The organism is Chitinophaga filiformis (assembly GCF_900102545.1).
GTDB lineage: Bacteria > Bacteroidota > Bacteroidia > Chitinophagales > Chitinophagaceae > Chitinophaga > Chitinophaga filiformis.
In genome coordinates this window covers 1,217,626-1,241,485 of sequence record NZ_FNBN01000003.1, presented here as the reverse complement: position 1 = coordinate 1,241,485, position 23,860 = coordinate 1,217,626, and the positions used below count along the sequence as shown (strand labels likewise).

The following is a 23,860-nucleotide window of genomic DNA, read 5'->3' as shown; positions in this document are numbered from 1 at the left end:
ATGCGTACAATTCCGGTTTTACTGGCTATAATCCTTGCCAGCACAGCTTATGCCCAGCAGCCAACTGCCATTAATGCCTTTCATTATCAAGTCAAAAAAAGTGTTACCGCCAGCCATGGCGCCGTTGTATCGGCCCACCCGCTGGCCAGTCAGGCCGGCCTGCAGATGCTGCAGCAGGGTGGTAATGCCGTAGATGCCGCCATTGCTACCCAGCTGGCACTGGCAGTAGTATATCCCGCGGCGGGTAACCTGGGCGGTGGAGGCTTCCTGGTAGCACATCTGAAAGACGGGAAAGACCTGGCTATCGACTACAGAGAAAAGGCGCCTTCGGCGGCCTCCCGCAATATGTATATTGACGCATCCGGCAATGCTAATACAAAACTCAGCCAGGATGGACACCTGGCATCAGGGGTGCCCGGTACCGTAGCCGGTATCTTTGCCTCCCTGCCTTATGCTAAGCTGACTATCCAACAGCTCATCGCGCCTGCTATTACACTGGCTGAAAAAGGATTCGCTATCACTGAAAGGGAAGCCAACAGCCTGAATGCAACACAGGAACAGTTCAGTAAACTCAATACACAAGCCAACGCTTTTGTAAGAAAAAGGCCCTGGAAAGCGGGTGATACCCTGGTACAGAAAGACCTTGCCGCCACCCTGAAAAGGATCAGTACAAATGGCCGTGCAGGTTTTTATGAAGGAGAAACTGCAGCGCTCATCATTGCAGAAATGAAACGCGGCAAAGGCCTGATCACTGAAGCAGACCTGAAGGCTTATGAGGCTAAAGAGCGACCAGCCGTTTCCTTTTTCTACAAAGATTACCGCATCGTTACCATGCCATTACCTTCCAGCGGCGGCGTTGCCCTGCAGCAGATGATGGGCATGGTGGAAAAATACCCACTGGCTGCCTGGGGCTTTCATTCCGTCTCTGCCATGCAACTTATGATAGAAGCGGAACGCCGCGCCTATGCAGACCGTGCACAATTCCTGGGTGATCCTGATTTTGTGAAAGTACCGGTAAAACAACTCACTTCTGCTGCCTACCTGCGTGAGCGTATGAAAGATTACAATCCCCGTCAGGCCGGGTCCAGTAAACTAACCGGTGCGGGAACTGTTTATGAGAGTGACGAGACCACACACCTTTCAGTGATGGATACCGAGGGCAACGCTGTATCAGTGACCACCACCCTGAATGGTGGCTATGGCTCCAAAGTGGTAGTAGGCGGTGCCGGTTTTTTCCTGAACAATGAAATGGACGATTTCAGTGTTAAACCCGGTGTGCCCAATATGTATGGCCTGGTAGGAACAGAAGCAAATGCAGTAGCTCCCGGCAAGCGTATGTTAAGCTCTATGACGCCTACCATCGTGCTGAAGAAGGATAAACCTTATATTGTAGCAGGTACGCCCGGAGGCTCCACCATCATCACTTCTGTATTCCAGACCCTGCTCAATATCCTTGAATTCAACCTACCTACCCAGCAGGCAGTAGATGCTCCCAAGTTCCATCATCAATGGCTGCCCGACGTGGTGGATGTGGAAGAAGACTTTGATGAGACGCCTTTACAGGGACTGCGGCAGATGGGATATAAGGTAATATCCCGTGGTGCTATTGGTCGTACGGAAGTGATTAAAGTAAATGGCAAAGGACAACTGGAAGCCGTGGGCGATAAGAGAGGCGATGACAGTGCTGCCGGTTATTGATCATCATTAAACTACTTTCTTATGATAGGACAAATCTTCCTGGATAGTGTGCTGAAAAGATTTGCATACTATAAATCCCTGGGTGATAAAACGCTCGCTGAACTGAACGGCGAACAGCTGCACTGGCAGCCGGAGGGAGAGCCAAACAGTATCTGCCTGATCGTGAAACATGTGAGCGGTAATATGCATTCCCGCTGGACGGATTTCTTAACCTCTGACGGTGAAAAGCCCTGGCGTAACAGGGATGTGGAATTTGAAGAGGACAAAACATCCGCAGAAGAGATCATCAAACTGTGGGAATCTGGCTGGAAATGTATGCTGGATGCCATTGGTGCCTTACAGCCCGAAGATCTGGAAAAGACTGTCTACATCCGCAGCGAGCCGCATATTGTGCTGGATGCCATCAACAGGCAGCTAAGCCATATCCCCTACCATGTAGGGCAAATTGTGTACATTGGTAAAATGATCAAAAAATCTGACTGGAAAAGCCTGTCTATCCCTAAAGGACAATCGCAGGCCTTTAACCAGGACATGTTCGGAAAAAAGCAACAATAATATACCATGAAGATCAGATTACAGGCCATCCTATCCGCAGTCATACTTGCCCTTGTGTTCAGCGCATGTAACAGCGGCAGTACCAACAAACTGCTGTTGCACAAGAAATGGCGGGTATATGATGTGGTCATTCCACCGGGATCGGCCTATGATATTACACAGATCAACCAGGCTACTGATCTGAAAAGAGGATATTACACCAACGTGTTTTACCAGTTCCTTGACAATAACCTGTTCATCGCTACCATTGATAATAAACCGGATTCCGGCAAGTATAAACTGCTGAGCGACGGTAAGGTGATTTCAGTTACTGCAGCTAATGGCTTACGGTCTGCAGAAAACCTGGTGACTGTTGTAAACCTTGATGAGACGCATTTTGATATGAAGGTGAAATCAGGGGATTATTATTTCATATTGAAGACGAAATCGGAATAACTCACGACATGCAGGCACAATTCACACATACCACGCCTACCGGCAAAACGAATATCTCCGGAAAAGAATACCTCTTCTTTTCCGGATTTTCTTATCTGGGCTTACATGCGCATCCTGCTTTTAAGGAGCTGCTGAAACAGGGTATTGACGAATACGGGACCACGTTTATTTCCTCCCGTATCGCCAACACAAGACTACACCTGTATGATGAGCTGGAACATGCCCTGGCAGTACTGCAGCAGCAACAGGCCGCGGCTACCTTTTCTTCCGGTTATCTCGCCTCCCAGGCGGCCGTGCAATATGCCGCTACACAGGGCGAACTGTTGTATGCGCCATCTGCACATCCGGCTTTATGGAAAGGGCAGCCGGTCATTCCAGCACAGGAATGGTCTGCCTGGACGGCAGCAACAGTCGAGAAGATCAATGCACATCCGGATAATAGCTTCGTGATCGTGACAGACAGTGTGAACCCGCTCACCAGCATTATCAATGATTTCTCCTGGCTGCAGGCGCTGCAGCGACATGTACTGGTGCTTATTGACGATGCGCACGGTATTGGAGTGATCGGTGAAGAGGGCAATGGTATCGTTCATACACTGCCACAGCATCCTCCCGTACATTACCTGCTGGCAGCATCCCTTACCAAGGCTTACAGCGCGCAGGGAGGAGTAGTATCAGGCCATGCATCAGCCATTGCAGCCATTAAAAAGCTGCCGCTGTTCACCGGCGCCACACCTATGATGCCTGCCAATGCCTGGGCTTTCCTGCAAAGCTTTTCGCTGCATGGCGAACAACGGCAGCTGTTGCAGCAGCGGATCAGTTATTTTGAATCCCTCACAGGAAATGTCGGATATTTGCATAACCCCTTCCACCTGCCGGTATTCCTGCTGAAGGATAGTGCGGGTATCGAAAAATACCTGCTGGAACATGATATTATGATCTCCTCATTTGGGTATCCTAATCCGGATAGTCCTCCTGTGAACAGGATCATTGTTTCTGCCCAGCATTCGGAGGAAGATTTGTATATACTCCATAAATTACTTGTAAACAGATAGTCATGTTATTCAAAAAGATGTCCTTACTGCTTTCCTGCAGCCTGTTGTTGCTGACCGTCAAAGCCCAGCAGCAGCCAAAATCTTCTTTGCTCTGGGAAATATCCGGTAAAGGCCTGCAAAGCCCTTCCTGGCTGTATGGTACCATTCATGCTATCTGTCCGCAGGACCATCAATTCTCTCCTGCCACCCTCAATGCCCTGAAGCAATCCAAAGCGCTGTACCTGGAAGTAAACATTGACGATGTACAGGAAATCAGTCGTTTACAAACGGCCGTGCTGATGCCGGAGCCCTATTCTTTTAAGGCGCTGTTTGCAGCAGCCGATTATGAGAAATTGTCTGCCTGGTTCCATGATACCCTGAGTATACAACTGGCGCAGCTGGATAAGCTGAAACCATTGGTGATATATTCCCTCATGCTGCAGAAGTTCTTTGCCACCAGCTGTAATCAGCCGGCATCTACAGAGCTGGAATTTCTCAAACTGGCCAAAGCACAGCAGCTGCCTATCAAAGGACTGGAAACCGTCATGGACCAGCTGGCCATTTTTGACAGTATCCCTGATACGGAAGAAGCCGCAATGATGCTTAAAACCATTACCGACACGGTGAAATCCAGGGATGTGTATTATAAAATGATAACGGCATACAAGCAGGGCGACATACAGGCATTGTACAACCAGATCATTGAAACGGAAGATATGATCCAGTATAAAGAGCTGCTGCTGGACAGGCGTAACCGTAACTGGATCGGTATCATCAGCAATGAAGCGGGCAAAGCATCCACTTTCTTTGCTGTAGGCGCGGGCCATCTGGGTGGTAACACGGGGGTTATTGCACTGTTGAGGAAAGAAGGATATACTGTTAAACCTGTGTTATAACTACAATACTCATACAATACTCACAGACGATAGCCGGTACTTCTGCGTTCTCTTATAGTTCTATCAAGTAATTCAACTATTTTTGCCGGATTAAATCTCGCCGTCTGAAAAAAGTACGTAAAATATTAGCTGCTATCTTCCTGAGTTTACTGGGCCTGATCATCCTGATCGGCGTACTGGTAAACATCCCGGTGGTACAGAACTTCCTGGTGCATCAAGCCGCCCAACGCCTGTCAGCGCAACTGAGGACCAGAGTAGAAATCGAGCATGTCAACCTACGCCTGTTTAACAGTTTTCGCCTGGAAGGCACGCTGATAGAAGACCGCCACAAGGACACCCTGCTCTATGCCCGCGTACTGCAGCTACGTATTACAGACTGGTTCTTTTTCCAGGACAAACCCGTTATAAAGTTTATCGGACTGGAAGATGCCGATATAAACCTGATACGTCTCAGAAATGACTCTGTTTGGAATTATCAGTTCATCGCTGACGAATTCAGCGCTCCCCCTGATACAACCCTGAAGCCCCGTAAAGGCAGCGGAGGTATTTCCCTGGACCTGCGCAAGACAGACCTGCGCAATGTGCGCATCAACCAGATAGACGCCTGGGTGGGCGAAGACATGCGTGTGGCGGCTAAACGCATTTATCTTGACGCCAAGAATATCGACCTTAACCTGCACAATATTGATATACAGGAGCTGACGCTGGATAAACCTACGTTTATCATTTCCCGGTACCCAGCTTCTCCCCTCCGTAAGAAAAGGCCTGCACCACCGGCAGCACCGCTGACAGATACAGCGGCTATTCCCGCCCTTCGCTGGAACAGCGCCAACTGGAAGCTGCTGGTGAAAGAGGTCTCCATTAAGGACGGTACATTAGGGGTAGATGACCTGGAAGATCCCACCCCTGTAAACGCTGGCTACTTTGCACCCAATCATATCCGCTTCAACAAGATCGACCTTTCGCTGACCAATACCAGCCTGGTAAAAGACAGCATACTGGGCGACCTGACCATGAGCACAAAGGAACGGAGCGGCTTCGAAGTGAAAAAGCTGACGGCAAAGTTTAAGATGTCGCCGGTGGAAATGGAGTTCTCCCACATGGACCTGTTCACGAACCGCAGTCACCTGCGCGATTACTATACGATGCAGTATGCCGATATCAGTGACATGAACCATTATGTGGATGAGGTATATATGCGGGCGCATTTTGTGAATAGCAGCCTTCATTCTGACGATGTCGCCTACTTTGCACCCGAACTATCCGACTGGAAAAAGGAGATTTCCCTGAGCGGAGATGCCCGTGGCCCTGTCAGCAACCTGAAAGCCTCCAACATCCGGCTGCAGGCGGGCACTACCACCAGCCTGAAAGGAGGATTGGAAATGCGCGGCCTTCCGGATATCAATAACACCTACATCGACTTTAACGCAGAGGAACTACTGACCACCGGCAATGATATTATCAGTATCGCTCCTGAATTGCGGAATGTAGATCCCCTGCAACTGGACAGGCTGACCAACATCCGGTTTATGGGTTCTTTCACAGGATTCGTCAACGACTTTGTAGCATACGGTAAATTCCAGACCAATCTTGGTAACCTGAACTCCGACCTTAACTTCAAAACGAACAGGGATGTGCCGGTATATTCAGGAAGCCTGACCACAGATGCTTTCAATATAGGCACCCTGCTGAATGTACCTGAAATATCTACCGTCTCCCTCAGCGCAAAACTGAACGGAGAAGGTTTCAACTTCAGGACCCTGAAGGCAGCAGTAGACGCTGACATACAGAGGATCACCCTGAACGGTTACGACTACAGTAATATCAAGACCAAAGGAGAAATGAGCCGTAAATTCTTCAATGGCTCCCTGACGGTCAATGATCCTAACCTGGATATGGATTTTGCCGGTACCATAGATTTCAACGGTAATGTACCGGTATTCGATTTTAATTCCGACATACGCCATGGCAACCTGAGAGCTTTAAAACTGACAGGCGATTCTATTGTACTGCAGGCTAAACTGGCCCTCAACTTTGCAGGTGATAACATAGATAACTTCGACGGTTCTGCCAGGGTATACAATGTGTCCCTCTTCAAGGACCAGCGCAGGCTGGAGTTCGACTCCCTCAACGTATCCACCCACCTGGAAAATAATGTGAAAGTGCTGGCAATCCAGGGTAGTGAGATTGGCGGATATGTAAAAGGGAATTACAGCTTCATGCAATTGCCGGATGCTTTCCGCCTGTTGCTGAACAAATATTACCCCAGCTACTTCCCTGAGGCGCCCAAAGACAATATCCAGCAGGATTTCTCTTTCGCTTTCCAGCTGGGACAGGTAGACAAACTGATACGCGGTTTTTCGAAAGATATTTCCGGCTTTGACAACTCCACCATAGAAGGCAACCTGAATACCATCAGGGGGAACCTCGCGCTGAATGTCAATGTGCCGCTGGCCTCCTACAGGAATTATCATTTTGAAGGACTGCAGCTGAAAAGTACCGGCACTTTTGATAAGATAGATATCAGCACCAGTATAGCGAAGGTGTCTTCCGGCGACAAAGTATTACTACAACATCCGCTGATCCTGGCCAACTCCGGCAGGGATACTTCTTATATCAAAGTGGACCTTCAGGCAATAGATTCCTCCACACTGGACGGTTTCTATGCCAGGGTGATTACGGTGGAGGAAGGTGTGAAGGTGAGCTTCCTCAACAGCGCCTTTACTGTCAATGAGCGCCAGTGGAATGTTACTCCGGGTAATGAGATCTACTGGAGCAAGGACTTCCTGACCATTCATAACCTGCAGGTAACGAGAAACGAACAAAGCATCACGGTAGAGACGAACGAATTCAACCCGGACGAGTCCAAGTTTATCGTGAACCTAAAGAACCTGAACCTCTCAGACGTAATCCCCTCCCAGCTAACCAGCATGCGTATAGAGGGTTTTGCAGATGGCACCATCAATATCTCCGATCCTACCCACAACCTGGACGTCAATGCCCTGATCACCGCCAGTGAACTGCGTATTGACAACGACTCCATTGGCCTAGTGGCTTTTGAAGGGGGCTACAAACAGGAAACTGGTGACGTTACCTTCTCCGTCAGATCGGAAAATAAGGGTAAGAATTTCTTTGCGGAAGGCCTGGCAGGCGTTTCTTCTACCAACAACAGGCTGCAGGCGAATGTGGAGCTGAATGGTACTTCCCTCAGTGTGTTGGACCGCTTTGTGAATGAATATGTGACAGACCTGAAAGGGATGGCCTCCGGTAAATTGTCTATAACGGGCACGACCCAGCAGCCATCTGTACATGGTAACCTCCGTGTAGACAGTGCAGGCGTGAAGGTGTTATACCTGGGCACCTACTATACCATTCCGCGGCTCAACCTGAACATAGACGATAAGCTGATTGAATTCGGAAACTTCTTCATAGTAGATAAGAATAACAGCAGGGCCACGGCCAGCGGTTATATCTCCCATGATCATTTCAATAACCTGAACTTTGATTTTGACGTGACTGCCCGCAACTTCATCTTCCTGAATACAGGTGCGGCAGATAGTGACCTGTTCTACGGGAATGTGATCGCGGATGGTAAGGTCTATTTCTCTGGTCCGCTGAACGACCTGCAGCTGCGTATACAGGCGAGGCCGGGCAGGACCACGCATTTCTATCTGCCCTTGTCGGATAGCAAGGACATTGGTCGTTCTGATTACATCACGTTCAAGTCGTACGGAACGGAGATGAAAGAAGAAAAGAAAAAGAAGAAGGACAACGTAAAACTGAGTGTAAAGCTGGACATTTCCGCTACACCTGATGCCCAGATCGATGTGATCATGGATGCCGCTTCTGGTGATATGATCTCTGCGAACGGTACAGGTAATCTCCAGATCAACGTGAATACCGAAGGGGATTTTACCATGTTCGGTAACTATGAAATCAATAACGGGTCTTACAATTTTACCCTGCAAAGGCTGACCAGCTGGAAGTTTGACATTGACAAAAGCAGTTCCATCACCTGGAATGGCGATCCTAATGAAGCAAAGGTAGATATCCATGCGAAATATACCCTTCCTAAAGTAAGTCTCTACAACCTGGTAGGCAACTCCTCTACTGCCGGCGATAAGCTGGCCACCCGTACGGAAAGGGTGGACATTCTCATCAATCTCCGGAATGAGCTGATGAAACCGGACATTACTTATGAGATCAGTCTACCGGAAGTAGGTTCTGTGGCATATGAAAGTGGTGTAGCAGCCAAACTGAGGGAGATCAACCAGGACCAGAACAAGGCGCTGCAACAGATGGCTGGTCTCTTGTTGTTCAACCAGTTCCTGCCGGAAGATCCTAACTCGGCCGGGGGCGCCAGTGTGGCTACTACCGGTAAGAACAGTGTAGGCCAGGCGCTGAGTGCGCAAGCTTCTGCCATCCTGAACAATATCACGGGCACGCTGCTGAAGAACAGCGGTATCGGTATCAATGTAAACTACAGGGCTTATAATATTGGTAGTCAGGACAATGCCTCTCTCGACCGTAACCAGGTGAGTGCGGGTGTGACCAGTAACCTGTACAATAACAGGATCAGGCTGTATGTGGGTGGGGACTATGACTGGGGTAAGGCCAGTACCTCTGCCAATGCCAACCGTTTTGCGGGTGACTTCCGGGCGGAATATCTCCTGACACCAGAAGGGCGCCTTCGTATCAATGCCTTCAGTAAATCGGATTATGATGTCTATAACCTGGTGAACCGTAACAAGGCAGGTCTGGGTATTTCCTATATTAGGGAGTATAATAAGTTTTCAGAGCTGTTTAATGAGCGGAGCAGGCAAAGACGTATCGACTCATTTAGACGGATGGAAGCCCTCCGGCAGGAAGAGATTGAAAGACAGCGTGAAAAAGAGGACAGTTTGAAGAGGAAAGGGGAAAATTAAGCAGCTTTGTCTCTATAAATTTGATACATCATATTATCACATAAATCGTAACGTTCTTATAGGAAAGAAAAAGCCTGAGAATTATTCCTCAGGCTCAATTTCTTCGTAAGATTCGTACTTAGCTTTCTTTCCTTTCTTCTCCCCTTGCGCCACGCCATAAAAATAGCTGCCTACAGCAGATAAAATAGCTGGTACAACTACTTTCAGTATCTCCAAAGCTACAGACTCCTTGTTTAAGCAGATAGCAATAGTAAGAACTACCAGAAAGGTCACGACAATCACTCCCCAGAAATAATACAGTTGCTTTTGGCTGACCAATTTGTTCTTTCCAAGACGATCTTCATTCAGATTTTGTATATGCAGAGACTGCAATGCTATTGCATGGTCCTGCTCCATTTGTTTTTCTCTGAACTTTGCTTCTAAAGCCTGTAACTCTAACTGTTTGCTTTGATTTTCTAAAAAATGTTTGATCAAACCTTCATCGAGCACAGGAGGAGGTGTGTGTTGCGCATGGTTTGCTGATGGCGGAGGAGAAGTACGCCTGTTTTTTGACATCAAAAATTACCGGTGATTTTAAGGCAACCTTTACATGTCCAAAACCACGTTGGCCAATTTTAGGCGGGATAAATTTGCTTGACAGGATTTGTCCCTTGTTTTTTCCTACAAGGGATAAAAACGCTTTAGGCGTTAAAAGTCTCACGTTGGTGTCCTGTAGCCTCATATCCTGATGTGTTTTACTAATGGGTTGCAAAGGTAGTACCAATTTAGTGAAATAATTATTGTCATCAATATCATTAACTGTAAATACCTGGCTAACATTGTTGGCGAAATTTAGCAGCTAAATAGAGATAACTATCATACTTCGGTTGCAATTGATACAATAGTATAACATGAGAAATTAAAAAAATGTTTAAAAATTATTAAAATACAGCACCGATCGGGGTTGCTTCGCCGTCGCTTCTTCGTCGCTTCTTCGACGCTTGTTCGACGCTTGTTCGACGCTTGTTCGACGCTTGTTCTCTCCGTCTTCTCTGCTTATTCTCTGCTTGTTCTCTCATGTATAACTACATTAAAAAAGGAATCAGCTTCCACTGATTCCTTTTTTAATTGACGGGGATCTACGATATTATCCCCTCAGGATTTCATGACCCAGCTTATCGCGTTTGGTCTTGAGATAGAATTCGTTATGTGGGTTCGGATGTACTTCGATCGGTACATTCTCCACTATTTCAAGGCCATATCCTTTTAATCCCGCTCTTTTACGGGGGTTATTGGTAATCAGGCGCATTTTGGTAATGTTCATGTGGCGCAGGATCTGTGCTCCTACTCCATAGTCGCGTTCGTCCATTTTAAAGCCCAGTTCGAGGTTTGCCTGTACAGTATCCCTGCCTTCTTCCTGGAGCTTATAGGCTTTCAGCTTATTCAGCAGTCCGATACCACGGCCTTCCTGGTTCATGTACAGTATCAGGCCTTTACCAGCGCGTTCTACCATTTCCATGGCCTTGTGCAGCTGTTCGCCGCAATCGCAGCGGAGTGAGTGCAGGACATCGCCGGTGGCGCAGGAGGAGTGGATACGTACCAATACCGGTTCACCTTTCTCCCAGGTACCCTTTTTCAGGGCCATGTGGAGGTCGCCTGAGTTCAGTTGTTTGAAAGCCACCAGTTCAAAATCGCCGTAGGCCGTAGGCATGTGTACAGTTACCTGTTCTTCGATCAGGGTTTCCTTTTCGAGGCGGTATTCGATCAGATCTTTGATGGAAATGAGCTTCAGGTCAAACTTGTCTGCTATTTCCTTCAGTTCCGGCAGCCTGGCCATGGTACCATCTTCGTTCATGATCTCTACCAGTACACCGGCAGGTTCAAACCCGGCCAGTCTTGCCAGGTCGACGGTTGCTTCGGTGTGACCGGTACGGCGTAATACACCGCCGCTTTTTGCCCTCAGGGGGAAGATATGTCCCGGTTTCCCGAGTTCTTCAGGGCGGGTATTAGGGTCTATCAAGGCCTGTACGGTCTTGGCGCGGTCGTGTGCTGATATACCTGTGGTGCATCCGTGACCTAATAGGTCCACTGATACGGTAAAGGGTGTTTGGTGCAGGGCGGTATTGTCGCGCACCATCATTTCCAGTTTCAGTTCATCACAACGCTCTTCTACCAGCGGTGCACATATTAAACCACGGCCGTAACGGCTCATAAAATTGATAATCTCCGGCGTTACGTTCCTTGCTGCTGTGACGAAATCTCCCTCATTTTCCCTGTCCTCGTCGTCTACGACTATTACCAGCTTACCATTCCTGATATCTTCTATGGCTGATTCTATTGTATCTAGCATAGCGCTTTATTAAAGTTAATTCGCAAAGTTATGCTAAAAAAAGCACCATACCCTATCCTATCTACTTACCTAAAGATCACTGCACGTATATGGCAATAAACCATATAAGCATCTGAGTCCCTAAGCAGGTCAATTGATACCATACACTGCAATATTTGTGGTATTTACAAGATGCCAATTCGATTTTTTAGAATTTATAGGCCAAATTCTTGAACAAACTCGATGAAATACCTGTTTAAAATAGTAGCTATCCAAAATTATATCCTCTAAATCTAATCAGGTCAAGGCCTTAACAATTTGTTAATTTATAGTTAAAATCTGTAGAAATTTATTTATCACCTTTGCGTAATAAATCAAATCGCTCGTTTATGGGATTTAAAAGACTACTCTCTACATTCATTGTACTGTTTATCGCATTTCAATCCTACGCCCAGGTTACTACCAGTAGCATGATCGGTAAGATAACCGGACCTGCTAATGAGGCTTTACCAGGTGCAACCGTTGTTGTTATCCACGTACCTTCCGGTACAAAGTACGGTACAACTACCGATGTTGAAGGCTATTACAGACTTCCTAACATGAATGTTGGCGGACCATACAAGGTGACCGCCTCTTATATCGGCTATACCGAATTCAGCCAGGGAGACATTTACCTCGCCCTTGGCCAGCCATTCAGACTGAACATGAAACTGGGAGAAAAAGCCCAGGATATCAAAGAAGTACAGATAGTCGGCCAGAGAAGCGGCGGCGTATTCAACTCCAGCCGTAAAGGTGCGCAGACTGTACTGAACCGTTCCCAGATAGACGCGTTACCTACTGTGGGCAGGAACCTGACAGACTTCGTACGTCTGACTCCTCAGGCAAAACTGACCAAAGATGGTAGCGGTAACCAGACTATCTCCATCGCAGGTACCAACAACAAGTATAACGCTACTTTCGTAGATGGTGCTGTTCAGAACGATGTATTCGGTCTGGCAGAGAATGGTACCAACGGTGGCCAGATCGGTATCTCTCCTTTCAGTATCGACATCATTGACCAGTTCAATATCAACGTATCTCCATTCGACGTAAAACAGGGTGGTTTTGCCGGTGGCGCCATCAACGCGGTAACCAGAAGTGGTACCAACGAGATCGAAGGTTCTGCTTACTATTTCGTGCGTAATGAAAGCTTTGCTGGTAAAACGCCTAATAAAGATGAGAGCAAAAGGTTTAAACTGGCTGACTTCTCTTCTAAGACTTATGGTGCACGTTTAGGCGGTCCAATCATCAAGAACAAACTGTTCTACTTCGTGAACGCAGAGTGGCAGAAAGAAACCCGTCCACAGCCGTTCATTTATTCTACATATGCAAACGGTCCTGGTAGCGCTCATGCTACACAGCAGGAACTGGCTGATCTCACTGCCAAACTGAAGGCTTCCGGTTATGATCCAGGTGGTTATGAAACAGTTGAAAACTCTCTGGATGGCCGTAAGTTCTTTGCAAGACTGGACTGGAACATCAACGATGCTAACAAATTCACTATCCGTCACAGTTACGTGCATGGTGAAAGTGTGAGCCCGGGTAAGTCAAGCGCCAGCACTATCACTTTTGCCAATAAAGGTATTCTCTTCCCGTCTACTACGAATGCTACCACCGCCGAGCTGAAAAGCCAGTTTGGTAACAGGGCTTCCAACTCCCTGCTGGTAGGCGCAAACATCGTAAGAGATGACCGTGGTATCATGGGTTCTCCCTATACTTCTGTATTCATTACCAAAGAGTCTATCAGCTTCGGTACAGAAGAATTCTCTGTTGCCAACCTGCTGAAACAGAATGTATTCACACTGACTGACAACCTGGAATTGTACAGAGGTAAACACACTATCTCCCTGGGTACAAGTAATGAGTTCTATAATATGACGAACGTATTTATCCGTCAGAACTATGGTTCTTATACTTTTGCGAGCCTGGCAGATTTCATGGCAAATGCTTCTCCTGTTCAGTATCAGCGTTCCTTCTCCGCTGTAGATAAAACTACCGGAGATAACACAAACGGTGCTGCGAAATTCAAGGCACTCCAGCTGGGTTTCTATGCGCAGGACGACTACCAGGTGAATGACCGTTTACGCGTGTCACTGGGTGTACGTGCTGACCTGCCTATGCTGCTGACTGATCCTGCTACGAACAACGACTTCAATAATACCGTATTACCAGCTGTTGTAGCAGCAGGTAAATGGGATATCAAAGGCGCTAAAACAGGCACTAAACCTGATGCCAGGATACTGCTGTCTCCACGTATCGCATTCAACTGGGATGTGAAAGGTGATCAGACAACGCAGATACGTGGTGGCGCCGGTATCTTTACCAGCCGTATTCCATATGTATGGCTGGGTGGTATGTACAACAACAACGGTGTGACCCTGGGTGGTATGACCCTGAAATATGATCCTACCAAACCAGAAGGTCCTGCTAACACCAAGATCCCTTTCATCACCGATCCTTTCAACCAGCCTAGCATTACAGTAGCGCCATCAGGACAGATCGATCTGTTTGCGAAGAACTTCAAATTCCCACAGGTATTCAGAACCAGCCTTGCTGTAGATCAGCGTTTACCATGGGGTATGATCGGTAGCCTGGAAGCTATCTATACTAAAAACATCAACAACGTTGTTTACTACAACCTGTCATACATTCAGAGCGGTACACACGTAACCGGTAATGGTAACGACAACCGTCCGATATGGCAGAACGTAGGTTCAGCTGTACGTGGTAACTATACCGATATCATGTTTGCTGATAATACCAGCAAAGGTTATGCATATAACATCACTGCACAGTTACAGAAATCATTCGATAATGGCTTCAGTGGTAATGCATCATATACCTATGGCCGTTCTAAATCTATCAACGACGGTCAGTCTTCCCAGAACTCCTCTCAATGGAGAGTTCCAAACGTAAGAGGCCGTAACGATGTAGACCTGGGTTATTCTATCTTCGACGTAGGTTCAAGGATCGTAGCTTCCGTGACTTATAAGAAAGAGTACCTGAAACACCTGGCTACTCAGATCTCGTTATACTATACCGGTCAGTCCGGCGACAGATACTCTTACGGTTACATCGATCCGTCTACCAACATCGTGAAGGATTACACTACCAGCAGCGACAGGGGTCTGAACCTGATCTATGTACCAAGAACTATGTCAGAGATCAACCTGGTATCTTACACTACCAATGGCGTAACAGTGACTCCTGAACAGCAGTGGGCTGCATTGGATGCATTCATCAATGGCGATAAATACCTGAGCAAACGCAGAGGTCAATATGCTGAAAAGAATGGTGCCCGTGTTCCATTCACCCACATCTTCGACCTGCACTTAGCACAGGATATCTTCGTTGGACAGAAGAACGGTAAACGTCACACTGTACAGGTTACCTTCGATATCTTCAACCTGGGTAACATGCTTAACAACGACTGGGGCCGCATCTACTCAACCCGTACCGGCATGAACTATAACAACTATGGTCTCATCAACCTGGTAGGTTTTGCAGCTGATGGTACCACTCCACAGTTCAACTTCAAAAACCCTGTTAAGAACGACAACAAGACTGTTGCAACCATCGATGATTTCGGTGTACAGTCTGCACGTTGGCAGGCGCAGCTTGGCTTCCGTTATACTTTCAGATAGTCTGAGCACTTTTCATAGAAAAAAAAGGGTTGTCCGTTGCGGACAGCCCTTTTTTTATGACCGCCATTTACTACTCATTACTTAATTATTCCTTCACAGGCTGTTAGACTTTTTTCTTTATATTTATAACGATGCAGGAACAACATTACAAATGGCATTCCCCACACCTGGGCCATGAATTTGAAATGCTGGTGTACGGAGAAGAGGGTTATCCGCTGATACTCTTCCCTACATCTATGGGGCGGCATCACGAACATAAGGACAGGGGACTGATTCAGGCCTTACAATGGTTTGTTGATAATCAGCTGATCAGGATCTATTGTCCGGATAGTATAGATAGCGACAGCTGGTATAATCCTCACATATCTCCGGCACAGAGAGCCCTCAATCATATCAGATATGACAGTATGCTTCGTCATGAAGTACTGGAAAAAGTGACAATGGAAACAGGCGTTCACCGAGTGGCGGTAGCCGGTTGCAGTTTTGGCGGATATCATGCCGCTAATTTCGCGTTCCGCTATCCCGAAAAGGTTTCCTACTTGTTCAGCCTTAGTGGCGTATTTGACTTAAAATCAAGGCTTAACGGCCATTATGATGACAACGTGTATTTTCACAACCCGGTAGACTTTATGCCGGATAATCCGCATGAAGCCCTGTGGCGGATGGGGATCATATTAGGCGTAGCCGAAAAAGACATTACCCGCAGTCAGAATGAAACCATGTCGGGCATTCTTACCAGCAAAGGTATTATGCACTGGCTGGATGTAAGGCCCAACAGGACACACGACTGGCCTACCTGGCTGGAAATGCTACCCTACTATCTCTCCCTGATAAAATAGGGACTATCAGCGCCCCCAATACAAGGGACAGATGAAGGGGCTGTTGGCGCGAATATTGATTCTCAAACGCTGCTTTGTAAACGACGGATAACCAAACAGTAAAACTCTTTACAGATGAAAAAAATAGGACTCCTTTTCGGCCAGGAAAATGGTTTTCCCCAGGCATTTATTGATCGTGTGAATGAAAAACAGGTAGACGGCATCACTGCTGAAGCAGTATCGCTGGATAAAGTGATACAGGGTGTTCGCTCCGAATACACTGTTCTTCTTGACCGCATCTCACAGGACGTTCCTTTCTACCGCGCCTGGCTTAAACAGGCCGCCCTGGATGGTACAGCTGTTATCAACAATCCTTTCTGGTGGAGTGCTGACGATAAATTCGTCGACAATGAACTGGCCCAGCGAACCGGTGTACAGGTGCCTAAAACCGCTCTTATTCCTTCCAGGGAGCTTCCCCTGAATACCAGCGATCAATCGTTCAGGAACCTGGTATATCCTTTCGACTGGGATGCAATTTTCGATTATATTGGTTTCCCTGCCTACATGAAGCCATTCAATGGTGGCGGATGGAAACATGTGTATAAAATACATGACCGTGAGGAGTTCTTTGCACAACATGCCCGCACGGGACAGTTGGTGATGATGCTCCAGGAAGAGATCAAATACGAAGCGTATTACCGTTGTTACTGTATTGGCGGCCGGTATGTGAGGGTGATCCCTTATGACCCCTATCAGCCGGAAAACCAGCGTTACCTGGCAGAAGATAATGGAGACAGCTCCCTGCTGACTATCATCGCCGACCAGGTGGCCAGGTTGAACCAGTACCTGGGATATGATTTTAATTCGGTGGAAATCGCCGTTCGCAACAACGTGCCTTATCTCATCGACTGCTGGAACCCGGCGCCGGAAACCAATGAAAAGGTGATTGGTGCAGAGAATTTTGAATGGGTGGTGGAAACAGCTGCCACTTATGCTATCCAGCGCGCCCAGCAGCAAACGCCTGGTACTGATAATCTGACCTGGGGCAATTTCCTGCAACACGCCATCAACGGTCAGCAAACAGCTATCGTGCCTGGCGCCAAAAAGGCTGCTGCTAAAAAACCTGGCGCTGTAACGTCCGCTAAATCGTCTAAAAATGGAACCGAGCTGAAAGAAGCCGTACTTGAAAAAGAAACACCGGCCAAAAAAACACCGGCCAAAAAGACTAAAAAGAAAGAATAACTTTGGTGTCCTGAAATGACGGATCACCATCCGTGATCCGTCATTCGCCATTTGTAAAGATTGTACACCAACACCACATGCTCAAGAATTTCACCCTCGGTATTGAAGAGGAATATATGGTCATGGACCCGGCCACCCGGGAACTTCGGTCCCATGAACAAAAGATTGTAGAACAGGCACACCGGGTGCTCCGCGATAAGGTAAAAGCAGAATTTCACCAGGCGGTAGTTGAAGTAGGCACCCAGGTATGCGCCAATATAGACGAAGCCTGTGAAGACGTTTCCATGCTGCGCCGTACCATTGCCCAGATAGCGGGCGACCTGGGTTTCAGCGTCGGTGCTTCCGGCACTCATCCCTTCTCTAACTGGGAGTTGCAGCTGATCACCGATCATCCCCGCTATTCCGAGATCGTGAACGAAATGCAGGATGCGGCCCGTTCCAATCTCATTTTCGGATTACATGTACACGTGGGTATGGAAAGCAGGGAAATGGCCCTGCATATTGCCAATTCTGTGCGTTATTTCCTGCCGCACGTATTTGCCCTCAGTACCAACTCTCCTTTCTGGGAAGGCCGTAATACCGGCTTTAAATCATACCGTACAAAGGTTTTCGATAAGTTTCCCCGTACCGGTATTCCCGACTATTTTGCCAGCATCGAAGAATATGACCGGTACATCCAGTTGCTGGTGAAAACCAATTGCATAGACAATGCGAAAAAGGTATGGTGGGACCTGCGGGTGCATCCTTTCTTTGACACGGTCGAATTCCGCATCTGCGACGTGCCGCTTACCGTAAAAGAAACCTGTACTATTGCTGCACTTTTCCAGGCCGTATGCGCCAAGATCTATAAACTGCGCATGCAGAACCTGAACTTCATCATTTACAACCGCGCCCTGGTCAATGAGAACAAATGGCGCGCTTCCCGCTATGGGATAGATGGTAGCCTGATCGATTTCGGCAAGGAAGAAGAGGTGAATGCCCGCCTGCTCATCCAGGAACTGCTGGACTTTGTAGATGATGTGGTAGATGATCTGGGTAGCCGTCACTATGTAGAAAACACCCGTCACATCCTTGAAAACGGTACTGGCGCCGACCAGCAGCTGAAGGTCTATGCAGCCACTAAAGACCTTGTATCTGTGACAGACTTCATCACTAATCAGTTTCTGAAAGACTGCTAAATTGTAACTTTGCAGTATGAGTCCAAAAAAACAGCACTGGAAAGTAGCCGTTCTGGATATGTATGAACAGGTCCCTAATGAAGGTATGCGCTGCATCAGGGAAATATTGACCAGCTATGCTGAAAGACATGCGCTGCAGCTTTCATTTCATGAATATGAGGTGAGGGTACAGCAGCAGGTGCCAGATCTATCCTACGACATCTATATCTCCACAGGCGGTCCCGGGAGCCCGCTGGATAGCGAAGGCAGTGAATGGGAACAACATTACTTCCGTCTCATGGAAGACATCAGGGAATGGAATGAAACCGCTATTGAAAAAAAACAGGTATTACTGATCTGCCACAGTTTTCAGCTGATGTGCCGCTATCTCGGATTGGGCAATGTATGCCGCCGCAGGTCTCCGGCATTTGGCGTCTTTCCCGTACATAAAACGGCTGCTGGTGAGGAAGAGCTGGTATTCAACGAATTACCGGAGCCTTACTATATTGTTGACAGTCGCAACTGGCAGGTCATTGAGCTGAATCATCAGAAAATGGAAGCCATCGGCGCAGAAGTGCTGGCTATAGAAAAGGAACGTCCGCATGTACCACTGGAACGTGCTACCATGGCGATCCGCTTCAGCGATTACTGCCTGGGTACACAGTTCCATCCCGAAGCAGATGCTGCAGGCATGCGTATGTACCTGCTGCAACATGAAAAGAAGAACCAGGTGATTACCAATTACGGCGCAGAAAAATACTACAGCATGCTGGAGCATCTTTCTGACCCCGACAAGATCATGTTGACGCATGATGCTTTTATACCGGCTTTTCTTGATAACGCGATCTTTAAACGCTCTTTACAACAATGATCCCCTCGATACGTAACACATACAATTCTCAGTTCACTTCCCACCAATACCAGGATTTCCTTTCAGGTATTGCGGCCGAGGCAGGAGAAGCACCCGCCTTTAAAGTGGCGGAGACACCTGTATTCATTCCGGCGCAACTAACGGCCAGACTGCAGAAAGCCTGTGACGAAATTGTTGCTGTTATCCTCCACCCGGATTTCAAACAGCAAACCAGGGATGCCATTCCCCATGACCTCAAAGTGCCGCATGAAAATGACCATCCTCACTTCATGGTCATTGACTTCGCCGTATGTCGTGATGAAGAGGGCAATCTGACACCCAAACTGATAGAACTTCAGGGATTTCCTTCTTTATACGCTTTCCAGGAATTAATGGCACGTCAGTTCAGGACGCACTTTACCATTCCTGATACGCTCTGCAACTTCTTCAATGGCCTGAATGCAACATCTTATTTTGAACTGCTGAAAGAGGTGATCATCGGTCCCTGTGAGCCGGAAGAAGTAGTACTATTGGAAGTAAAACCGCGTGAACAGAAAACAAGGATCGACTTCTACTATACCGAACATAAACTGGGTATTAAAGTGGTCTGTATCACAGAACTGATCCAGGAAGGTAAGAAACTGTATTATGAACTGGATGGCAAACGTATCCAGATCAAACGTATCTATAACCGCGTCATATTTGACGACCTGCGCCGGCAGCAGGAATTGCTGGGTAAGCACGTGCATCTCTTCCAGGAGCTGGAAGTGGAATGGATCACACATCCCAACTGGTTCTACCGCATCAGCAAATACATCCTGCCGTTCATTCACAGTGAATATGCTCCTAAAAGCTGGTTCCTCCATCAATTGCCGGTGATCCCTGCGGACCTGGAAAACTACGTCCTGAAGCCGCTTTTCTCTTTTGCAGGGCAAGGCGTGCTGATAGATGTAACACAGGCCGACCTGGATAAGATATCCGATCCTGAGAACTGGATCCTGCAACATAAAGTGCAGTATGCGCCTGCTGTGGAAACACCGGAAGGCCCTGCCTACTGTGAGATACGCATGATGTATGTATGGCCCGACAGCAGTCCTTTGCCTTTACTGGTGCACAATCTCGCCAGGATCAGTAAGAGTAAAATGATCGGTGTGTCGCAAGGCAAACTGCAGAACTGGACAGGCGGTAGCTGTGCTTTCTTTGAACAGGCTTTATAATGTTTCTACTGCTATCGGACATACTTCCTGCAGCTGTGCTTATTTATTGGTGTTTTCTGTCCCGGTTATCAGTAGGATCGGGCAGTTCAATGTAGGACAGCTCAGTAAATTCCCAGATATAGGAAAGTTACTTCAGTTGGTCATAGCTGCATACCCTCATTACATTAATTGTGATAATAAAAAAGCGCCCCCAGGTGAATGGAGGCGCCTTCTGACTAAGCAATGAACCTACTTTAACTCCAGCAAATACCGGTGCATGTCTGCATCCGGCGTTGTTCCTATCTTATGTAATTTGTCCGCATAGTATTGTTGCACATCCTCCCATTTATAATAAGGGTAATGTGCTGTTTTAACAGGCAACTGCACCTCACGTTCATTCAGCAATACTTTCACCAGGTAATCTTTCCCATTCGAGTATACGATCCACTGAATGTTTGCGCTCAGCGGGATAATACCTGATGCCTGCCAGTGTTGGGCATACCGGTACACTGAAGCAGTGGGATGGCTGGCAGCGGGAATACCTAACAAAGTAGCAAAGGGCGAAATCGCCTCGGCATGTGTAAACCGCAGTACTGCGTCTTTCTGCAGGTTGCCATTGATAGCCGCAGCGGTACTGTTCAGGAAGTCGGCCAGCAAGGGCACTGCAACCGTCACCTGAATGCCCAGTGTATCCAGTCCTGGTCCTTTTTCGTAAAAATCCTCCGCATCATTGATAAAGCTCATCCATGCCAGTGAAGACGCATCAAATGCGATCCCGAAATTGATGCTGTCGTGCTGATAACCTTTTGCTTTAATTTCAAGCGGAATGGAGAACTGCACGCTATATAAGTCATACAGACTTTTTGTAAAGGTCAGTGCCTTCTCTTCCTGTAAAGCGAAGGATGGTTTAAACACCTTTTTCCATACTGCCTGTGCCACGCTTGCGGTGCGGGCATCCTGCTCCAGCGAATCGGCGCGTCCTGTTACTACAGGTCCATCTTTGAACGTCGTGTAAGCGGGCGACAGGTCATAGAAGCGCAATACATTTTCAGCTGTATCTGCCGGCGCAGCATGAATTGTTTTATCACCGCTGTAATTTTTAAACGCGGAGAGGAAAGCTGTTGCACTCTGTCGGGTGCGCACCTTATGAGTTACCTCCACATCCAGGCCGCGGCCCTTAAAGGCCGGGCCATTATTTTTCAGGATGCGTTCCCCTATCCCAGCCTGTTCGGCAGCACCTAACTGGCTAATGTTCTCATAATTGTTTTGCTCTATTGTCAGGAAGCGGTTTGTCATAGCCAGCAACTGCACGCCTACTGGCGTCAATGCAGCGCTTTGCTGCGCCTGTTGTAACAGGGCCTGTACTTTAATATCCGCGCCTGCCTTAGTGAGGAAACGGGCCCCATGACGACCCACATAATTCACAAATACCGGTGTAAAGCCCCCCGGTGGTGGCGTATATCTTACCGCCTTAAATGGATAAGGCGTTTTAGTGCCCAGGAATTTCTTCTCCTGCGCATGGGCACAGGAAAAGAAAGCAAGCGACAGAATGACGAGTAAGCTGTTTCTGTAATGCATCGTCGAAATAATTTGATATAACCTCTTTTTTACTACACTAAGTAGCTTCGGTTACTGTTTATGACGCTAGCTTATTAAGTGTTCAGAGGTTGTATCAAATTACTTTTGATACAACCTCTGAACATTTATTTGGATAATAAGCTGGAGGTAATATGCTGGTTACCGGAACCGTTGGAAGGATAGGCTCCCATGTCTACAGAAGGCTGCAGCGTAGTAGCGCCATACAAACCACCCTGTGGCACTGTTTTCTGTGCCTGCATCACATCAGCATTAGCCGATTTCAGCGCAGGTGAACCAGGCAGCAGGCTAAAGTCATATTGCTGCGCAGTGATGATCGTGAACGGCATGGCAGAGATGTCCAGCGGTGCTTTATTTTTAGCAAAGTCAAACTGGTTCACGTCATAGCTGGCAAACATCGGCGCATTGCTCTCAGGCGTTGCCGCTCCCATGATATCGTTCGACTGCTTACGGCCTACGCCATCTGCTGTATAAAACTGATCGATCTGCGTTTGCGCATTGGAGTAAAAGAACTGATTATTGTAGGTTGTATGCGTAGTATCTGCATCCGGCGTGATACGCATACCATAACGGCAGTCAACGATGATGTTGTTATAGATCTTACCCTGTGCTCCTTTTTCATAGTTGATAGAACCACCACGACCTGATTTCACCTGGCGCATGCCACAGTTCAGGATCGTATTGTTGTACAGGTATACTTTGGTCTGTACCGGACCACCACCACTGTTGGACACTTTGAAAGCGTTGGTAGCAGCGCCGATCACCAGGTTGTATGCCACATCACCTACAGAACCGGCTTTCAGGTTCAGCGCTTCACCACCAGCCTTACCATTGGCTTCAAAAGTATTGCGCATCACACTTACATTACCGTGCAGGATGCGGATACCATCGTCTGTACTACCATACAGCCAGGAATCTTCCAGGATGAAATGGCCATTATAGTTTGTATATGTAATAAGGTTCCTGGGATCACCTTCAGCAAATACTGCCGGATCAGCAGAGGGACCAGCAGGGCCACCTGCAAACTCCAGGTGCGTCCATTTAATGATCACATCACCACTGGCAGCACCACACTGGATACCACCCCAGTAGCCTTTACCAATGTTCTCTGGTTTACGCAGGCTATCAGCTACGGTAATGAAGTTATTTGCATCTGCAGTACCAAGGCTGATGAAAGTACCGTTGCAGGTAATCTGCGGACTGGTAGCCGTGGTCTTACCATCGCCGATGGCAATCAGTTTAGCACCGGCCTGCATCAGCAGGGTATCTCCCTGGTTGATGGTGACATCTGTGCGGAAATAATAAGTTTTGCCTGCAGCCAGCGTACCTTTCACAGCACCGCTAAGAGTATCTGAAGTGATGGTCTGACCAACAGAAATATGTGCGTCGGATATGTGTACCGTTTCTTCTTTATGACAGGCGCTGAAGATCAGCGTAGCAGCAATTAAAATATGTCTGGTTTGCATG

16 protein-coding genes are annotated in these 23,860 nt (G+C 47.6%); 12 read left to right on the top strand and 4 right to left on the bottom strand.

The features are described 5' to 3' along the window. The 6 genes from ggt to BLR32_RS17145 all read left to right on the top strand — a co-directional run bounded on the left by ggt (nucleotide 1) and on the right by BLR32_RS17145 (nucleotide 9,543). A complete protein-coding gene (gene ggt, locus BLR32_RS17170) occupies nucleotides 1-1,698 on the top strand; it encodes a gamma-glutamyltransferase (RefSeq protein ID WP_089833927.1) in 1,698 nt (565 codons plus the stop codon). Nucleotides 1,699-1,719: 21 nt separating this feature from the next. Next, on the top strand, nucleotides 1,720-2,253 hold the full coding sequence (locus tag BLR32_RS17165) for a DUF1572 family protein (protein WP_089833925.1): 534 nt from the start codon (nucleotides 1,720-1,722) through the stop codon (nucleotides 2,251-2,253). Nucleotides 2,254-2,259: 6 nt separating this feature from the next. Next, the gene (locus BLR32_RS17160; protein WP_089833923.1) at nucleotides 2,260-2,688 is read left to right on the top strand and encodes a hypothetical protein; all 429 of its coding nucleotides are present in this window, start codon (nucleotides 2,260-2,262) and stop codon (nucleotides 2,686-2,688) included. An 8-nt stretch (nucleotides 2,689-2,696) separates the two neighbouring features. Next, complete coding sequence (locus tag BLR32_RS17155) at nucleotides 2,697-3,743, top strand: aminotransferase class I/II-fold pyridoxal phosphate-dependent enzyme (RefSeq protein ID WP_089833921.1); 1,047 nt, start codon at nucleotides 2,697-2,699, stop codon at nucleotides 3,741-3,743. A gap of 2 nt (nucleotides 3,744-3,745) precedes the next feature. After that, complete coding sequence (locus BLR32_RS17150; protein WP_089833919.1) at nucleotides 3,746-4,618, top strand: TraB/GumN family protein; 873 nt, start codon at nucleotides 3,746-3,748, stop codon at nucleotides 4,616-4,618. Nucleotides 4,619-4,809: 191 nt separating this feature from the next. After that, entirely contained in the window at nucleotides 4,810-9,543 is a 4,734-nt protein-coding gene (locus tag BLR32_RS17145; protein ID WP_089833917.1) for a translocation/assembly module TamB domain-containing protein, read from the top strand. A gap of 81 nt (nucleotides 9,544-9,624) precedes the next feature. Here the strand turns inward: BLR32_RS17145 and BLR32_RS17140 are convergent, their stop codons facing one another. After that, entirely contained in the window at nucleotides 9,625-10,098 is a 474-nt protein-coding gene (locus BLR32_RS17140; protein ID WP_089833915.1) for a hypothetical protein, read from the bottom strand. Nucleotides 10,099-10,669: 571 nt separating this feature from the next. Next, entirely contained in the window at nucleotides 10,670-11,872 is a 1,203-nt protein-coding gene (locus BLR32_RS17135) for a bifunctional 3,4-dihydroxy-2-butanone-4-phosphate synthase/GTP cyclohydrolase II (RefSeq protein WP_089833913.1), read from the bottom strand. Between the two features lie 368 nt (nucleotides 11,873-12,240). Between BLR32_RS17135 and BLR32_RS17130 the strand changes: the two genes are divergently transcribed. From BLR32_RS17130 to BLR32_RS17105, 6 genes are all read left to right on the top strand, one after another. Beyond that, a complete protein-coding gene (locus BLR32_RS17130) occupies nucleotides 12,241-15,534 on the top strand; it encodes a TonB-dependent receptor (protein WP_089833911.1) in 3,294 nt (1,097 codons plus the stop codon). A 131-nt stretch (nucleotides 15,535-15,665) separates the two neighbouring features. Next, nucleotides 15,666-16,373 carry an alpha/beta hydrolase-fold protein gene (locus BLR32_RS17125; protein WP_089833909.1) on the top strand — a complete coding sequence of 236 codons (708 nt, stop codon included), beginning with the start codon at nucleotides 15,666-15,668 and terminating at the stop codon, nucleotides 16,371-16,373. Nucleotides 16,374-16,487: 114 nt separating this feature from the next. Then, on the top strand, nucleotides 16,488-17,594 hold the full coding sequence (locus tag BLR32_RS17120) for an ATP-grasp domain-containing protein (protein WP_089833907.1): 1,107 nt from the start codon (nucleotides 16,488-16,490) through the stop codon (nucleotides 17,592-17,594). A gap of 77 nt (nucleotides 17,595-17,671) precedes the next feature. Continuing rightward, a complete protein-coding gene (locus tag BLR32_RS17115; RefSeq protein WP_089833905.1) occupies nucleotides 17,672-18,772 on the top strand; it encodes a carboxylate-amine ligase in 1,101 nt (366 codons plus the stop codon). Nucleotides 18,773-18,788: 16 nt separating this feature from the next. Beyond that, nucleotides 18,789-19,622 carry a type 1 glutamine amidotransferase gene (locus BLR32_RS17110; RefSeq protein ID WP_089833903.1) on the top strand — a complete coding sequence of 278 codons (834 nt, stop codon included), beginning with the start codon at nucleotides 18,789-18,791 and terminating at the stop codon, nucleotides 19,620-19,622. Continuing rightward, complete coding sequence (locus tag BLR32_RS17105) at nucleotides 19,619-20,818, top strand: hypothetical protein (protein ID WP_089833901.1); 1,200 nt, start codon at nucleotides 19,619-19,621, stop codon at nucleotides 20,816-20,818. The genes BLR32_RS17110 and BLR32_RS17105 overlap by 4 nt, the downstream gene beginning before the upstream one ends. Nucleotides 20,819-21,046: 228 nt before the next feature. Here the strand turns inward: BLR32_RS17105 and BLR32_RS17100 are convergent, their stop codons facing one another. Together BLR32_RS17100 and BLR32_RS17095 are read right to left on the bottom strand one after the other, a co-directional pair. Beyond that, entirely contained in the window at nucleotides 21,047-22,375 is a 1,329-nt protein-coding gene (locus tag BLR32_RS17100; RefSeq protein WP_089833899.1) for a histidine-type phosphatase, read from the bottom strand. Between the two features lie 125 nt (nucleotides 22,376-22,500). Further along, a complete protein-coding gene (locus BLR32_RS17095; protein ID WP_089833895.1) occupies nucleotides 22,501-23,859 on the bottom strand; it encodes a hypothetical protein in 1,359 nt (452 codons plus the stop codon). Nucleotide 23,860: the final 1 nt, after the last annotated feature.

Coding starts and splice junctions, on each gene's coding strand:
- ggt (WP_089833927.1), top strand. CDS start 1: ATGCGTACAATTCCGGTTTTACTGGCTATAATCCTTGCCAGCACAGCT.
- BLR32_RS17165 (WP_089833925.1), top strand. CDS start 1,720: ATGATAGGACAAATCTTCCTGGATAGTGTGCTGAAAAGATTTGCATAC.
- BLR32_RS17160 (WP_089833923.1), top strand. CDS start 2,260: ATGAAGATCAGATTACAGGCCATCCTATCCGCAGTCATACTTGCCCTT.
- BLR32_RS17155 (WP_089833921.1), top strand. CDS start 2,697: ATGCAGGCACAATTCACACATACCACGCCTACCGGCAAAACGAATATC.
- BLR32_RS17150 (WP_089833919.1), top strand. CDS start 3,746: ATGTTATTCAAAAAGATGTCCTTACTGCTTTCCTGCAGCCTGTTGTTG.
- BLR32_RS17140 (WP_089833915.1), bottom strand. CDS start 10,098: ATGTCAAAAAACAGGCGTACTTCTCCTCCGCCATCAGCAAACCATGCG.
- BLR32_RS17135 (WP_089833913.1), bottom strand. CDS start 11,872: ATGCTAGATACAATAGAATCAGCCATAGAAGATATCAGGAATGGTAAG.
- BLR32_RS17130 (WP_089833911.1), top strand. CDS start 12,241: ATGGGATTTAAAAGACTACTCTCTACATTCATTGTACTGTTTATCGCA.
- BLR32_RS17125 (WP_089833909.1), top strand. CDS start 15,666: ATGCAGGAACAACATTACAAATGGCATTCCCCACACCTGGGCCATGAA.
- BLR32_RS17120 (WP_089833907.1), top strand. CDS start 16,488: ATGAAAAAAATAGGACTCCTTTTCGGCCAGGAAAATGGTTTTCCCCAG.
- BLR32_RS17115 (WP_089833905.1), top strand. CDS start 17,672: ATGCTCAAGAATTTCACCCTCGGTATTGAAGAGGAATATATGGTCATG.
- BLR32_RS17110 (WP_089833903.1), top strand. CDS start 18,789: ATGAGTCCAAAAAAACAGCACTGGAAAGTAGCCGTTCTGGATATGTAT.
- BLR32_RS17105 (WP_089833901.1), top strand. CDS start 19,619: ATGATCCCCTCGATACGTAACACATACAATTCTCAGTTCACTTCCCAC.
- BLR32_RS17100 (WP_089833899.1), bottom strand. CDS start 22,375: ATGCATTACAGAAACAGCTTACTCGTCATTCTGTCGCTTGCTTTCTTT.
- BLR32_RS17095 (WP_089833895.1), bottom strand. CDS start 23,859: ATGCAAACCAGACATATTTTAATTGCTGCTACGCTGATCTTCAGCGCC.